Genomic DNA, 13,703 nt, shown 5'->3' on the forward strand with positions numbered 1-13,703 from the left:
TGTTATTTTTTCGCAATAATACTGACCCAATCTTCCATTGAAAGGATTTCTACAATGGTAAAGCCAGCTTGTTCCAGTGCTTCTTTTACTTCTTGTTTTTTATGACCGATGATTCCTGACGTAATAAAGTGGCCGCTTTCTTTTAACAGGCTGTACGCTTGTGAAGTAAAGCGAAGAATGACTTCAGCCAAAATGTTGGCCACAATCACATCATGTTCCCCTTCAATCCCGTCTAACAAATTGTTTTGCTTCACTTGAGCAATATCGCTGACTTTGTTCAGCTTGAGATTGAGGCGTGCACTTTCTACAGCCACGGGATCAAGATCGTAGGCATGAACCGATTCAGCCTCAAGCATTGCAGCCGCAATACTTAAAATTCCCGAACCAGTGCCGACATCAATCACCTTATCACCCTTTTGCACAAAGCGTTCAAGCGCCTGAATGCAGAGTACGGTTGTCGGATGTGTCCCTGTGCCGAAAGCCATTCCCGGGTCCATTTCAATAATCAGTTCATCAGTATGGACCGGCGTATATTCCTCCCACGTCGGCACAATTGTAAACTTTTCAGAAATTTTCACAGGATGATAATACTTTTTCCAGGCAGTCGCCCACTCTTCTTCATTTACTTCAGAAATAGTGATGTGGTTTCTGCCCAAATCAATATTGTAAAGAAGGAGATTATTAATCGTTTCTTTGATGCCGTCTACAGTTTCGCCCAGAAAACTGTTAACCGGCAGATATGCTTTGACAATGACACCCTCATCTGGGTAATCATTGGGGTCGAGCTGGTAGATTTCCCCGTACACATTCTCACGTTCTTTAATTAAATCAAGCGGGTCCTCTATCACAACCCCACTTGCACCAGCTTCATGCAATATATTTGAGATAGGTTCGACCGCTTCATGTGTTGTGTGAATGCTTAATTCGGACCATTTCAAAACTACCAACTCCTCATCCAATAATTAATCGCCTTTAAACGCGCGTTTTACCTTGTCAAAGAAACTCATTTCCTGTTCGTCAGGCAGGTTTCCGCTGACTTCGGCAAATTCGCGGATAATGTCTTTTTGTTTATCAGTCAGATTTGTCGGCGTAACGACGCGGACGACGATATGCTGGTCACCCTGTCCATAGCCTCTGACATTTTGAACGCCTTTGCCTCTTAATCTGAATTTCGTTCCTGTTTGTGTACCGGCCGGAATTTTCAATTTCACTTTTCCATGCAGCGTCGGCACTTCTACCTCATCTCCAAGAGCAGCCTGAGCAAACGTTAACGGCATTTCACAGTAAATATCATCGCCGTCACGCTCGAAGAACTCGTGTGCGCGTACATGGAACACGACAAATAAATCCCCGGCAGGGCCGCCGTTTATTCCTGGTTCACCCTGTCCCGAGAGACGAAGCTGCTGCCCGTCATCTACACCGGCTGGAATTGTCACATTGATTTTCTTGCGTTTTTTGATTTTTCCTTTGCCGCCGCAGTCCGCACATTTGTTTTTAATGATTTTGCCTGTACCTTCACAGTGGTGGCAGACCCGTCTGTTAACGACTTTTCCAAACGGTGTATTTTGCTCCACGTTTAACTGGCCGGAGCCTCCGCAGTGGGAGCATGTTTCTGGATTTGTTCCAGGTTTCGCACCTGAGCCTTTACATGTTTCGCACGTTTCCTCGCGGGGAATTTCAATGGTTGTTTCTTTACCGAAAGCCGCATCCTCAAACGACAGGGTCATCGTATACTGTAAATCAGCACCCTGGCGCGGAGCGTTTGGATCTCTCCGTCTTGTGCCTCCGCCGAAAATACTTGAGAAAATATCATCGAAACCAAAACCGCCGAAATCGCCGCCGCCAAAACCTCCGCCGCCGAAGCCTTGGTTAGGATCAGTGTGACCAAATTGATCGTAATGCGCACGTTTTTGGTCATCTGACAGCGTTTCGTACGCTTCTTTTACCTCTTTAAATTTTTCATCTGATCCGGCTTCTTTGTTAATATCAGGATGATATTTTTTTGACAGCTTCCGATAAGCTTTTTTAATTTCATCCTTTGAAGCGCTCTTACTTACTCCCAGCACTTCATAGTAATCACGCTTACTCATCTCGCTTCACTCTCCCGAATTTCTCACATAAATTAGATTGTATCATTTTGAATTATGATTTTTCAATTCCTTTTATCCCGGGCAAGAAAAAAAGTCAAAGCCAAGAGATGCCTGACTTTGACTTTCTAATCATTGAATCAGATTATGAAATGTGTTCTTTTCGGTCAGCTCCGGAAGCGGGGCTGACACTAAAAAGAACTTATTTTTTGTTTTGGTCGTCGTTTACTTCTTCGTATTCAGCGTCGACAACGTTGTCATCCGCTTTGCCTTCAGCGTTTGCTCCGCCTTGAGCTTGCTGTGCTTTAGCAGCTTCTTCATAAAGCTTCATAGAAAGCTCTTGAACGATTGTTTGAAGCTCATCTTTTTTCGCTTTGATCTCTTCAAATTCGTTTTTCTCAATTGCTGCTTTTAAAGCGTCTTTGGCATCGTTGGCTTTTTTCACTTGTTCTTCGTCCACTTTGCCTTCAAGATCTTTTAATGTTTTCTCAGTTTGGAAAACAAGCTGATCTGCTTCGTTGCGGACTTCGATTTCTTCTTTTTTCTTCGCATCAGCGTCAGCATTTTCTTCCGCTTCTTTTACCATGCGTTCGATCTCTTCATCTGAAAGACCTGAAGAAGATTTGATTGTAATGTTTTGTTCTTTTCCTGTGCCTAAGTCTTTTGCTCTTACGTTTACGATACCATTTTTGTCAATATCGAAAGAAACTTCGATTTGAGGCACGCCGCGCGGTGCTGGCGGGATATCAGTAAGCTGGAAGCGGCCGAGTGTTTTGTTGTCGGCAGACATTGGGCGCTCACCTTGAAGAACATGGATATCAACAGCTGTTTGGTTATCAGCAGCAGTTGAGAACACTTGAGATTTGCTTGTCGGGATCGTCGTGTTGCGGTCGATCAGTTTTGTAAACACGCCGCCCATTGTTTCGATACCGAGAGAAAGCGGTGTAACGTCAAGAAGAACAACGTCTTTTACGTCACCTGTGATAACGCCGCCCTGAATCGCAGCACCAAGCGCTACAACTTCATCCGGGTTTACGCCTTTATGCGCTTCTTTTCCAGTTTCTTTTTTGATTGCTTCTTGTACGGCAGGGATACGAGTTGATCCGCCGACAAGGATGACTTTGTCTATTTCGCTTGCAGAAAGTCCTGCATCTTGAAGCGCTTGACGGACAGGACCCATTGTGCGCTCTACTAAATGAGAAGAAAGCTCTTCGAATTTAGCGCGAGTTAATGTAAGTTCAAGGTGAAGCGGTCCTGCTTCTCCAGCTGTGATAAACGGTAAAGAAATTTGCGTAGAAGAAACGCCGGAAAGATCTTTTTTCGCTTTTTCAGCTGCGTCTTTCAAACGCTGAAGCGCCATTTTGTCTTTTGACAAATCAATGCCGTTTTCTTTTTTGAATTCAGACACAAGATGATCGATGATAACTTGGTCAAAATCGTCCCCGCCCAGACGGTTGTCGCCGGCAGTTGAACGAACTTCGAATACACCGTCGCCAAGCTCAAGGATGGAAACGTCGAATGTACCGCCGCCAAGGTCGTATACTAGGATCGTTTGATCTTCATCTGTTTTATCAAGTCCGTATGCAAGCGCTGCTGCAGTCGGCTCGTTGATGATACGTTCTACTTCAAGACCGGCAATTTTACCAGCGTCTTTTGTTGCTTGACGCTCAGCATCGTTAAAGTATGCAGGAACTGTGATAACTGCTTTTGATACTGTTTCGCCAAGATAGCTTTCAGCGTATGATTTAAGGTGTTGAAGGATGATAGCAGACACTTCTTGTGGAGTGTAATCCTTTCCTTCAATTTCAACTTTATAATCAGTACCCATATGACGTTTGATAGACATAATTGTGTTAGGGTTTGTAATAGATTGGCGTTTAGCCACTTCCCCTACTTGGCGTTCGCCGTTTTTGAACGCAACAACTGATGGCGTTGTGCGGTTTCCTTCAGCGTTAGCAATCACTTTAGGCTCGCCGCCTTCAAGAACTGCCACACATGAGTTTGTTGTTCCTAAGTCGATTCCGATAACTTTACTCACTTGAATAACCTCCTGCTATGTAATTATTGATTCACTTTGACCATGGAAGGGCGAATGACGCGATCCTTCAGCTTATAGCCTTTTTGCATTTCCTCAACAACAATGTTGGAGCCGTAGTTTTCGTCTTCAGCCTGCATAACAGCTTGGTGCAGATTAGGATCAAATTCCTGCCCTACAGCTTCGATGGCTTCGACGCCTTCTTTTTTCAAGGCTTCTACGAGCTGACGGTGGACCATTTCCATTCCCTGGAGCAAACTTTTCGTCTGTTCATTGTCGGCTTCAACCTGAAGCGCTCGTTCAAAGCTGTCAAGAGCCGGCAGCAAATCAGTCACGATATTTTGAGAACGGTATTTTTGGGACGCTTCCATCTCTAAACGGCTGCGTCGTTTAGAGTTTTCAAAGTCTGCTTGAACACGCAAAAGTTTGTTTTCTTTTTCCTCAAGCAAACCTTGCAATTCGTTAATTTGGTTTTGAAGAAGTTCGCTTTCATTTGTTTCTTCCTGCTGTTCATCAGCGGCAGCTTGTTCTTCAATGATTTCTTGCTCTTCTGTTTCGTTTTGTTCAACGGTTTGTTTTTCTTCTGACATTGTGTTCACCTCCCTCAAAGTGTAAGGAGAAGGACAGGTGCTGTCCTTCGATAAAATTTTCCAAAATTCCCTTATTCATCATACAGACTTGTTAATGCTTTTGACAAGTCCGAAGTCACATGCTGAAGCAGGCTGACAACCCTGGAATAATTCATGCGGGTCGGGCCGATAATCGCAATTGAGCCGATCTGCTTCTGGTCTACGGAATAAGAAGCCGTAATCAGACTGCAATTTTCCATCTCTTCATAGTCGTTTTCTTTTCCGATTTTAATCGAAATTCCCGTGCGCGGGGATTGAACCAGCTTTAAAACATCCTGTTCTTTCTCAATTAATGAAAGCAGCGACCGAACTCGGGTGATATCATGGAACTCAGGCTGGTTCAGCATATTGATTTTCCCGCCAAAAAACAACTTTTCAATGTGATTTGTGGAATGAAAGGTTGAACGAAGCGCGTCGAGTATATTGTCATAGTTTTTAATGTGCTGTCTTAGGTACATGACAACTTCTTTAAATATGCGCTCATTCAGTTCATCCATTGGAACGCCGCTTAAACGGTCGTTCAGTATATTTACCAGTTTTTCAATATCAGACAGATCCATTTTGGTCGGAAAGTTAATCGTTTTGTTTTCCACATGCCCCGTATTGGTAACGAGAATCGCTACCGCCATATCAGGCTGAATCGGAATGATTTGAATCTGTTTAAGGTAATTCTCACTCAGCTTCGGCCCGAGTACGATGGATGTGTAATTCGTCAGATCGGACAAAATTTGCGCTGATTTTTGAACTGTCTTCTCCAGCTCGAAAATTTTCTCTTTGAAGATCGAGTGGATTTGGTCCAGGTCGCTTTTCGTCAGTTTGACGGGTGACAGCAAATGGTCAACATAGTACCGATACCCTTTTTCTGACGGAACACGTCCTGAGGATGAATGGGTTTTTTCAATAAAGCCCAATTCCTCCAAGTCAGCCATCTCGTTTCTTATTGTTGCAGAGCTAAATGTGATTTCATCTTTTTTCGAAAGAGTTCTTGATCCCACCGGCTGTGCCGATTTAATAAAATCGTTGATTATAACCTGAAGGATCAGCAGCTGACGATTTGTTAACATCATCATCACCTCTGTTAGCACTCTCAATAAGCGAGTGCTAATTCTATAACAAAAGTATCAAACCACAAGAAAAATGTCAATTATAACTCACCCAAAAAAGCGCCAAAAACTTCATTGCCTAATAATTTCCCTTGATGAGTCAAATAAACGGCAGACTCCGAATTGTGAATCAGCCCTTTTTCAGCGAGGTCTTTTAACACGCTTGGGAAAAGTCCATCCAGGGAACGGCCGTATTTTTCTGCGAATCGTTTTTTGCTGACACCGGCTGTTTTTCTCAAACCTAAAAACATTTCTTCCTCAATCTGTTCTTCTGTTGTTACTTCATGTGTATCTCTGTACGGAAAACCCTTTTCAGCTATCAGGTCAATGTAATGCTTAACAGGTCCGACGTTCACTGTTCGTGTGCCGCCGATATATCCGTGAGCGCCGGCTCCGAAACCGAAATATTGTTCGTTGCTCCAATACGTTAGATTGTGCTTAGACTCCATGCCTGCCTTAGCAAAGTTGCTGATTTCATATTGATGAATGCCGTGAGCTTCCATCTGGCTCATCACCATTTCATACATTTCAGCTTCCTGCTCCTGCGGCGGAAGATGAAGCCGCCCTTTTTGCATCAAATTATAAAATACCGTTTTCGGTTCTACAATAAGGGAGTAAACGGAATAATGCTCGGCATCCAGTGATAAAGCAGTGTTTATGGAATGTTCCAGATGCTTGAGGGTTTGCCCCGGAAGCCCGAACATGAGATCAAGACTGATATTCTCAAAACCGATTTCCCGCGCTCTTTCAAAAGAGGTGAATACATCTTTTTGCTTGTGAACTCGGCCGATTTTTTCTAACAGATCGTCTTCGAACGTTTGCACACCAAAGCTGAGGCGATTTACGCCTGCTTCTTTTAATATTTTTAATTTCTCTGCGGACAAGTCGTCCGGATTCGCTTCAACCGCAAATTCCGATAAGTCGCTTGAGGGCTTCAGCACGCGGTTGATCATGTCCATTAGCTTTTTAAGCTGTTCCTCAGACAGGGAGGTTGGCGTGCCTCCTCCGATAAAGATTGTTTTAAGATCAGGCTGCCCGGTTTTTGCTATTGTATTTATCATTTCCTGTTCGAGTGCGTTTAAATACTCGTCGACTGGCTGACTTTGAATAAAATATTTATTGAAATCGCAGTAGTGGCAAATATGCTCACAAAATGGGATATGGATATAAGCTGATTTCAACGGATTCACCTTCTTTACAGAAAGAAGCCGCAGTACAAGACTGCGGCGGCTTCTATTGTTTTTTCGGACTGTCGTCCATTTTCAGAACTGCCATAAATGCTTCTTGCGGCACTTCAACTGAGCCGACCTGCTTCATACGGCGTTTTCCTTCTTTTTGTTTTTCAAGAAGTTTCCGTTTACGTGAGATGTCCCCTCCGTAACATTTAGCCAATACGTTTTTACGCATTGCTTTTATGGTGGAGCGGGCCACGATTTTCTGGCCGATTGCGGCTTGTACCGGAACTTCAAACTGCTGGCGCGGAATGAGTTCTTTCAGTTTTTCAACGATCACTTTTCCCCGTTCATATGCGTAATCACGATGCACGATAAAGGAAAGGGCATCGATTTTTTCACCATTCAGCATAATGTCCATTTTCACAAGCTTGGACGGTTTGTAGCCGATCAGTTCATAATCAAAGGACGCATAGCCTTTAGTGCTTGATTTCAGCTGATCAAAAAACTCATATACGATTTCCGCTAATGGCATATCATAAATGATACTGACACGGTTTGCGTCTAAATACTGCATATCAATGAAATTGCCGCGTTTTCCTTGGCAAAGCTCCATTACAGCGCCGACATAGTCATTCGGCACCATCATCGTCGCTTTTACGTATGGCTCCTCAACCCTTTCGATCTTTTGAGGATCCGGCATGTTGGACGGGTTGTCGACAACGACCTTTTCGCCGTCTGTCATATACACGTCATAGATAACGCTTGGCGCTGTCGTAATCAGGTCGATGTTGAACTCACGCTCAATTCGCTCCTGAATGATCTCCATGTGAAGCATGCCTAAAAATCCGCAGCGGAACCCGAATCCAAGCGCTTGCGAAGTTTCCGCTTCATATTGAAGGGAGGAATCATTCAGCTCAAGCTTTTCAAGAGCTTCCCTTAAATCATTATACTTCGCTGTATCAATCGGATACAAACCACAGTACACCATCGGGTTTAGCTTGCGGTATCCCGGCAGCGCTTCTTCTGCAGGATTGGCAGCACTCGTTATTGTATCACCGACACGTGTGTCACCGACATTTTTGATTGAGGCAGTCAGGAAGCCTACATCACCTACCGTCAGTTCATTTGTCGGAGTTGCTTTCGGCGTGAACACGCCCACCTCTGTCACTTCGAATTCTTTGCCGGTTGCCATCATTTTGATTTTTTGTCCTGGCTTTACCGTTCCTTCAACGACTCTGATATAAGCCACGACACCGCGGTAGGCGTCATAAAGCGAGTCAAAGATCAGCGCTTTGAGCGGCGCCTCCGGATCTCCGGTCGGAGCTGGCACCTTTTCTACGATTTGTTCTAAAATCTCCTCAATCCCGATACCGGCTTTTGCTGAAGCAAGCACGGCTTCTGATGCGTCAAGGCCGATAACGTCTTCTACCTCTTGGCGCACACGTTCGGGCTCGGCGCTCGGAAGGTCGATTTTATTGATGACCGGAAGGATTTCAAGATCGTTGTCAAGCGCTAAGTAGACATTGGCGAGCGTCTGCGCTTCAATCCCCTGGGCTGCATCCACGACAAGAATCGCTCCTTCGCAGGCAGCAAGGCTTCGGGATACTTCATACGTGAAGTCGACGTGTCCCGGCGTATCGATTAGATGAAAGATATATTCTTCTCCGTCTTTTGCTTTATATTTAAGCTGAACAGAGTTTAATTTAATGGTTATGCCCCGCTCACGTTCAAGATCCATAGAATCGAGCAATTGTTCTTTCATTTCTCGTTGAGTGATTGCCGACGTTTTTTCTAAAATACGATCCGCTAAGGTCGATTTTCCGTGGTCAATATGGGCAATGATAGAGAAATTCCGTATTCTCGATTGCCTCTCTAAACGCTTTTCTTTATCTGTCACAATCTATCACTCCTACTATTAAACGCAAAATACACTAGCTTAGATTATATCAATAGGATTGTAAAGATTCAATGTAAAACAAGAAAGAGAAAAGTTCCCTATCATATCTGGGCTGCTTTTCTCTTTCACGTACTTATTGATTCATATCCCGTATCCATTCATACATTGACTGGGCAGTATTGGTTACGGTGTCCGAAAGCGCTTTTCCGGCTTTTGAAAACATATTGAATGTCTCCACCTTTTCCAGCTCTTTTTGTTTTTCTTCTAAATCTTTTGCCGTGACTGTTTCTCCTAGGATTGAGGCTTCTTTTTCATTATCTTTTCCGTCGGTGAGCGTAAACGCCCCCTTCAGTGAAGGGTCATGATAGCCTTTCATACTCAGCATCCCGTTGTTTGCCTGCTGCATGCCGAACAGAACGCCTAAAAACATGATCGTGACAAGCAGTAAGCATTTTCCAAAGTATGCAATCAAATCAACCACCTATTTCTTATTGTTTTTTCGTCTCCCCGCTCGCTGCATTGACCTTTTCAGCATCCCAGTACATTTCGCTGAATACGTCCGCGGCTGCGTTAGCCGCACGCTGCAGCTCTTCGAGATTATTATCTACTCCGCCAAATTCGAGCAAAAGCGCTCTATCGGTTAAATCCTGATTGTAAACACCATTATCGCCTGGCGAGCCTTTGGAAAAGACACCTGTGCTAAGTCCGGGGTATTTTTTCTCCATCAGTTTATGAAGCTCACTCGCAATTTTATAGTTTTCTTCGAAGTTTTTGCTTTTTTTCCCGACGACAAAGGCTACCCTCGCATAGCTTTTCCCTTTAATCGTTGCAGTTGTGTCTTTTTTGCGCCGAGAGTCTCTGTGGATGTCAATGATATATTGCAGATTTTTGTTTGAAGCGAGGGCGTCTTTCACGACCGGCCTTGATTCATCATAGGACCTGGCATAGTTTAAGCCTTTTTTATTTAATTTTGACTGTATATCGGTTTTATTCACTGTGGCTCCGATTCCCTGGGATTCAAGCGCTTGTCCGAACATATCTCCTACAAGCGTGACGTTGGCTTTAGAATGGCGCGCCATGTCAGGATCGGTCTCGCCTTTTAATAGAGGGAGATATGATTCCGTATTGTGCGTGTGATAGATAAACACGACCTTTTTATCACCTGTTGTTTGTTTGGGCGGATCTTTTTGCGCATTATCTGATTGCGTTTGCTGTTTTTCAATCTCTGCCAAATTCGCTTCCCTTTCTTCCTCCATCACCTTAGACGGCGGCGGCGATTCCGCAGGCATATTCGTATAATCGGTTCCTTGTCCAGCTAACAAAATCTCGGTATCAAATTGTGCAAACCCCGGCAGCTCCCGACCGAGAAAGCTCCGCGGATCTTCGAGGTTAATGCTCGTCGCCAGCTTTAAAGAAAGACGAGAAAGATGAAATGAGCTGTCTGTTTGAGAGAGGTCAGAAGCGAAATAATGGTTTTCCATCTGCAGCAAGTGTGCAAACACGTCACCCGGCAATTCTTCAGCAATCCCATAAAAAGAGTCAGACGACGGCCTAAGTTCCGGCCGGAGAGACGTCAGCACACCGGATAGAACAAAAATCACGATAAGGCTTACGATAAATAGAAAGATGGCTTTTACCGCTTTCCCTCCATTTACCGCAACAACAATCTGTCTGTTTCTGCGTTTATTTCTCATTGAATCCCTCCAGCGCTTGTCTAGTAATTACTCTATGAACAAGCTAGAGGAAGTAGAACTGTTTAGTGATTGTAGGAGCCTTTGTTTTCTTGTGACACTTTTTCATGAAGCGCTGTGTTTAATCCGTTCGCCAAAACATTTGCCATATCATCGATAAATGAATCGACTTCCTTCGGCGTAACCATTAAGTTGTGCCCTAAAGGCGAAAGCACCTCGTGAATGAGCTGCCGTTTTTCATCTTCTTGAAGGGTTCCGACAATCCCTAGGAACGATTGGCGCTGCTTTTGATCGGGAAGATCTTCTTCAGTGAGCACTTTCTTTTTCCCAAACGTCATGCCTGCCGGAACAAGCGATCTTGATGGCCTGTTATCCTTCATTTCTCTGCCAAAATGTTTTAATATGTAGTCCACCGTGTCACTGGCAATTGTCACGGCATCAACTACTGTCGGAACACCGATAGCAATCACCGGAACACCAAGCGTGTCTTTGCTTAAATCTTTTCGTTTATTCCCCACTCCAGATCCCGGGTGAATGCCGGTATCCGATATTTGAATGGTTGTGTTGACCCTTTCCACCGCCCGCGCCGCCAACGCATCAATGGCGATGACAAAATCAGGCTTCGATTGCTCAATCACACCTTTAATAATGTCACTTGTTTCGATTCCTGTTATCCCCATTACACCCGGTGCAAAAGCACTGACAGGCCTGTAACCCTCCTGTACGTTTTCCGGCTGAAGCTTAAACAAGTGCCTTGTTACCAACAGATTTTCTACTGCCATCGGTCCAAGCGCATCAGGTGTCACGTTCCAGTTGCCGAGCCCAACGATCAAACAGCTCGCATCTTTTGAGATATTAAGGTTTTCAAGAAAAGCTGAGAATTCCTCCGCAAAGACAGCAGAGACCTTCTCCTGCATTTCCGAATCATTCTCCCTGATTCCCTGTGCTTCAAGCGTTAAATAGCGCCCTTCTTTTTTTCCCGAAAGCTCTGCGCCTTCCTTTGTAACATCAACTGTGCGGATTTTAATGCCGCCGTGATCACGCTCTTTTTCAATAAAGCCTTTAATTTCTTTTGTCGGCACAGCCTGCTGATTGGCCATTGCTTCCTTCGTTTCCACTGCCAAATCGGTACGTATCAAATACTGATTCACATCCAGCTCACTCTTTTTCATACAGGGGCCTCCTTCACATTAAGTACCTATATTGTTGCCATTTGCTGAATGAATCATGCTAAAAAGAGAACCTTCAATGAAAAATACTTTACATTTATATTGCAATCTAAAGGTGTGTTTGATAGAATACAATTTGTTCTATTGTGAAGAAGATTTAACCTTAAGACACTGTGCTACAGGTTGTATCTTAGGAGGTGAAACACATGCCAAACATTAAATCAGCGATTAAACGTACAAAAACAAACAACGAACGCCGCGTTCATAACGCGACAATCAAATCTGCTATGCGTACTGCAATCAAACAAGTTGAAGCTTCTGTTGCCAACAACGAAGCTGACAAAGCGAAAACTGCTCTTACTGAAGCAGCTAAACGTATTGATAAAGCAGTGAAAACAGGTCTTGTACACAAAAATACCGCAGCTCGATACAAATCAAGACTAGCGAAAAAAGTGAACGGACTTTCTGCATAATATAAAAACGATCCTCAATAATGGGGATCGTTTTTTTCATTTCTTTTTAACAGCTGTAAAAGGAACAGTTCGAGCAGAAGCTGCTTGTCCTTTTTCCCGGTTTTCATCTCATAGTCCATGACGGCAAGCTGTTCAATAATTGAACGGAGCTCCTCCTCTGAAAAAAGCCTTGCTTGATCCATCGCCAGCTTTACCCGAAAAGGGTGAACTTTTAGATTAGAAGCGATTTGTTTTTGTCCGTATCCCTGTTCCGCGAAGTACTTCGTCTGCAGAATCAGCCGGAACTGATTCGAAATAAGCGCCATAATTTTGATCGGTTCTTCATTTTGTTTTAGCAAATCATAAAAAATTTGCAGACTCTCAGTTCGTTTTCGGTTGACGATTTTATTGATCAGCTCAAAAATATTTTGTTCAAGGCTTCTAGCAACAAGCATTTTCACATCATCCAGCGTAATTTCTTCACGATCTCCAATAAACGTGCAGAGCTTTTGAATCTCCTGAAAAATCGATGACAGATGCCCGTTCACAAGCAGAACCAAATGCTCCGCCGCTTCCGTGCCGATTGTTTTCTGCTCTGTTTTTGCAAGGTTGACAGTAAAGTCCGTCGTTTCCTTTGCGTTTAATTCCTTCGCCTCCATCATAAACGCGTGCTTCTTTAACGCTTTCGTCAGCTTTTTCCGTTCATCAAGCTTTTCATACGGAGCAAGCAGGACAAAGACTGTGTAAGGCGCAGGTGATTGTATATATGATTCAAGCGCACTGACGTTGTGCTCAATTTTTTCTTTTTTCTTTTCACCTGTTAAAAAATATGGATTTTTCACAATGACAAGACGCCTCTCCCCCATAAACGGAAACGTTTCAGCATCTGCAATTGCTTGATCCAGCGGGTCCTCTTCCAGATCAAAAACGGACAGATTGAAATCCTTTGTCTCCTGATCAACGACCGTCTGTCTGATCCTGCTGACGGTTTCTTGCAGCAGATATGTCTCTTTTCCGTATAAACAATAAACTGGATGGACATCTCCTTTTTTCAGGCTTTTCCACACATCAAATACCATTGTTGTACGACTTCCTCTCTTTCATCATCCCCTTCTATCCTAAATTGAGTTTGCAAAATAGTAAAGAGGAAGCCTGACTGCTGCTTCCCCATTTATATTAAACGCCTGTTCGCAAGCCCCCGGGACAGCTTGTAAAAAGGCGATAATCACCAGAACAGAAAACGTTACCTTAGCTTCTAGATTTTTCAAAACAATTCCATTATACTTAAGTCAGTCAGGAGGGATAAAGTTGAATGATTTTGAAAAAAACGTTCAAAGCAAACGAAATGATGCTGTAGATTCAGCTGTTGGTTTTGTTGTGTCCTTCGGATTTTTCGCCTTCTTGTTTGTCATGGCAACGGTTATTCACCTAGTTGGTTCATAACAGCGACTGCCCGGGCTGCTGA

The 13,703-nt window shown here is 43.8% G+C and carries 14 protein-coding genes; 2 read left to right on the top strand and 12 right to left on the bottom strand.

Annotation, left to right across the window (positions count from 1 at the left end):
* Positions 1-2 precede the first annotated feature (2 nt).
* From prmA to gpr, 10 genes are all read right to left on the bottom strand, one after another.
* Complete coding sequence (prmA, locus tag NSQ09_RS18670) at positions 3-938, bottom strand: 50S ribosomal protein L11 methyltransferase (RefSeq protein ID WP_257986080.1); 936 nt, start codon at positions 936-938, stop codon at positions 3-5.
* A 24-nt stretch (positions 939-962) separates the two neighbouring features.
* A complete protein-coding gene (gene dnaJ, locus NSQ09_RS18675; RefSeq protein ID WP_003230010.1) occupies positions 963-2,090 on the bottom strand; it encodes a molecular chaperone DnaJ in 1,128 nt (375 codons plus the stop codon).
* A gap of 199 nt (positions 2,091-2,289) precedes the next feature.
* Complete coding sequence (dnaK, locus tag NSQ09_RS18680) at positions 2,290-4,125, bottom strand: molecular chaperone DnaK (RefSeq protein ID WP_004398786.1); 1,836 nt, start codon at positions 4,123-4,125, stop codon at positions 2,290-2,292.
* A gap of 23 nt (positions 4,126-4,148) precedes the next feature.
* Positions 4,149-4,712, bottom strand: a complete 564-nt coding sequence (gene grpE, locus NSQ09_RS18685) for a nucleotide exchange factor GrpE (protein WP_341032358.1) — start codon at positions 4,710-4,712, stop codon at positions 4,149-4,151.
* A gap of 71 nt (positions 4,713-4,783) precedes the next feature.
* Complete coding sequence (gene hrcA / locus NSQ09_RS18690; protein WP_014480306.1) at positions 4,784-5,815, bottom strand: heat-inducible transcriptional repressor HrcA; 1,032 nt, start codon at positions 5,813-5,815, stop codon at positions 4,784-4,786.
* 80 nt (positions 5,816-5,895) lie between these two features.
* Positions 5,896-7,035 carry a radical SAM family heme chaperone HemW gene (gene hemW / locus NSQ09_RS18695; RefSeq protein ID WP_015714284.1) on the bottom strand — a complete coding sequence of 380 codons (1,140 nt, stop codon included), beginning with the start codon at positions 7,033-7,035 and terminating at the stop codon, positions 5,896-5,898.
* Between the two features lie 52 nt (positions 7,036-7,087).
* The gene (lepA, locus tag NSQ09_RS18700) at positions 7,088-8,926 is read right to left on the bottom strand and encodes a translation elongation factor 4 (RefSeq protein ID WP_003229999.1); all 1,839 of its coding nucleotides are present in this window, start codon (positions 8,924-8,926) and stop codon (positions 7,088-7,090) included.
* Positions 8,927-9,059: 133 nt separating this feature from the next.
* The gene (locus tag NSQ09_RS18705) at positions 9,060-9,398 is read right to left on the bottom strand and encodes a YqxA family protein (protein WP_014477382.1); all 339 of its coding nucleotides are present in this window, start codon (positions 9,396-9,398) and stop codon (positions 9,060-9,062) included.
* Positions 9,399-9,414: 16 nt separating this feature from the next.
* Positions 9,415-10,620 carry a spore autolysin SpoIIP gene (gene spoIIP, locus NSQ09_RS18710; protein WP_003229993.1) on the bottom strand — a complete coding sequence of 402 codons (1,206 nt, stop codon included), beginning with the start codon at positions 10,618-10,620 and terminating at the stop codon, positions 9,415-9,417.
* A 62-nt stretch (positions 10,621-10,682) separates the two neighbouring features.
* Positions 10,683-11,789, bottom strand: a complete 1,107-nt coding sequence (gene gpr, locus NSQ09_RS18715) for a GPR endopeptidase (protein ID WP_014480309.1) — start codon at positions 11,787-11,789, stop codon at positions 10,683-10,685.
* 203 nt (positions 11,790-11,992) lie between these two features.
* Between gpr and rpsT the strand changes: the two genes are divergently transcribed.
* Positions 11,993-12,259, top strand: coding sequence for a 30S ribosomal protein S20 (rpsT, locus tag NSQ09_RS18720; RefSeq protein ID WP_003229989.1), 267 nt, complete (start codon positions 11,993-11,995; stop codon positions 12,257-12,259).
* A gap of 14 nt (positions 12,260-12,273) precedes the next feature.
* On the opposite strand, the gene holA is transcribed toward rpsT, so the two are convergent.
* Together holA and NSQ09_RS18730 are read right to left on the bottom strand one after the other, a co-directional pair.
* Positions 12,274-13,317 (bottom strand): DNA polymerase III subunit delta, encoded by a 1,044-nt coding sequence (gene holA, locus NSQ09_RS18725; protein ID WP_029317888.1) that lies wholly within the window; start codon positions 13,315-13,317, stop codon positions 12,274-12,276.
* Between the two features lie 39 nt (positions 13,318-13,356).
* Entirely contained in the window at positions 13,357-13,506 is a 150-nt protein-coding gene (locus tag NSQ09_RS18730; protein ID WP_003229985.1) for a hypothetical protein, read from the bottom strand.
* Between the two features lie 40 nt (positions 13,507-13,546).
* Here NSQ09_RS18730 and NSQ09_RS18735 point away from each other — a divergent pair, with 40 nt between their 5' ends.
* Positions 13,547-13,681, top strand: a complete 135-nt coding sequence (locus NSQ09_RS18735) for a YqzM family protein (protein WP_003229983.1) — start codon at positions 13,547-13,549, stop codon at positions 13,679-13,681.
* Positions 13,682-13,703 lie beyond the last annotated feature (22 nt).

The sequence above is a fragment of the Bacillus sp. FSL W8-1202 genome, from assembly GCF_038006165.1.
Lineage (GTDB): Bacteria > Bacillota > Bacilli > Bacillales > Bacillaceae > Bacillus > Bacillus subtilis.

Bases quoted from the DNA above. Each gene is read 5' to 3' on its own strand.
- dnaJ (WP_003230010.1), bottom strand. From the start codon at position 2,090: ATGAGTAAGCGTGATTACTATGAAGTGCTGGGAGTAAGTAAGAGCGCT.
- grpE (WP_341032358.1), bottom strand. From the start codon at position 4,712: ATGTCAGAAGAAAAACAAACCGTTGAACAAAACGAAACAGAAGAGCAA.
- hrcA (WP_014480306.1), bottom strand. From the start codon at position 5,815: ATGTTAACAAATCGTCAGCTGCTGATCCTTCAGGTTATAATCAACGAT.
- spoIIP (WP_003229993.1), bottom strand. From the start codon at position 10,620: ATGAGAAATAAACGCAGAAACAGACAGATTGTTGTTGCGGTAAATGGA.
- gpr (WP_014480309.1), bottom strand. From the start codon at position 11,789: ATGAAAAAGAGTGAGCTGGATGTGAATCAGTATTTGATACGTACCGAT.
- rpsT (WP_003229989.1), top strand. From the start codon at position 11,993: ATGCCAAACATTAAATCAGCGATTAAACGTACAAAAACAAACAACGAA.
- holA (WP_029317888.1), bottom strand. From the start codon at position 13,317: ATGGTATTTGATGTGTGGAAAAGCCTGAAAAAAGGAGATGTCCATCCA.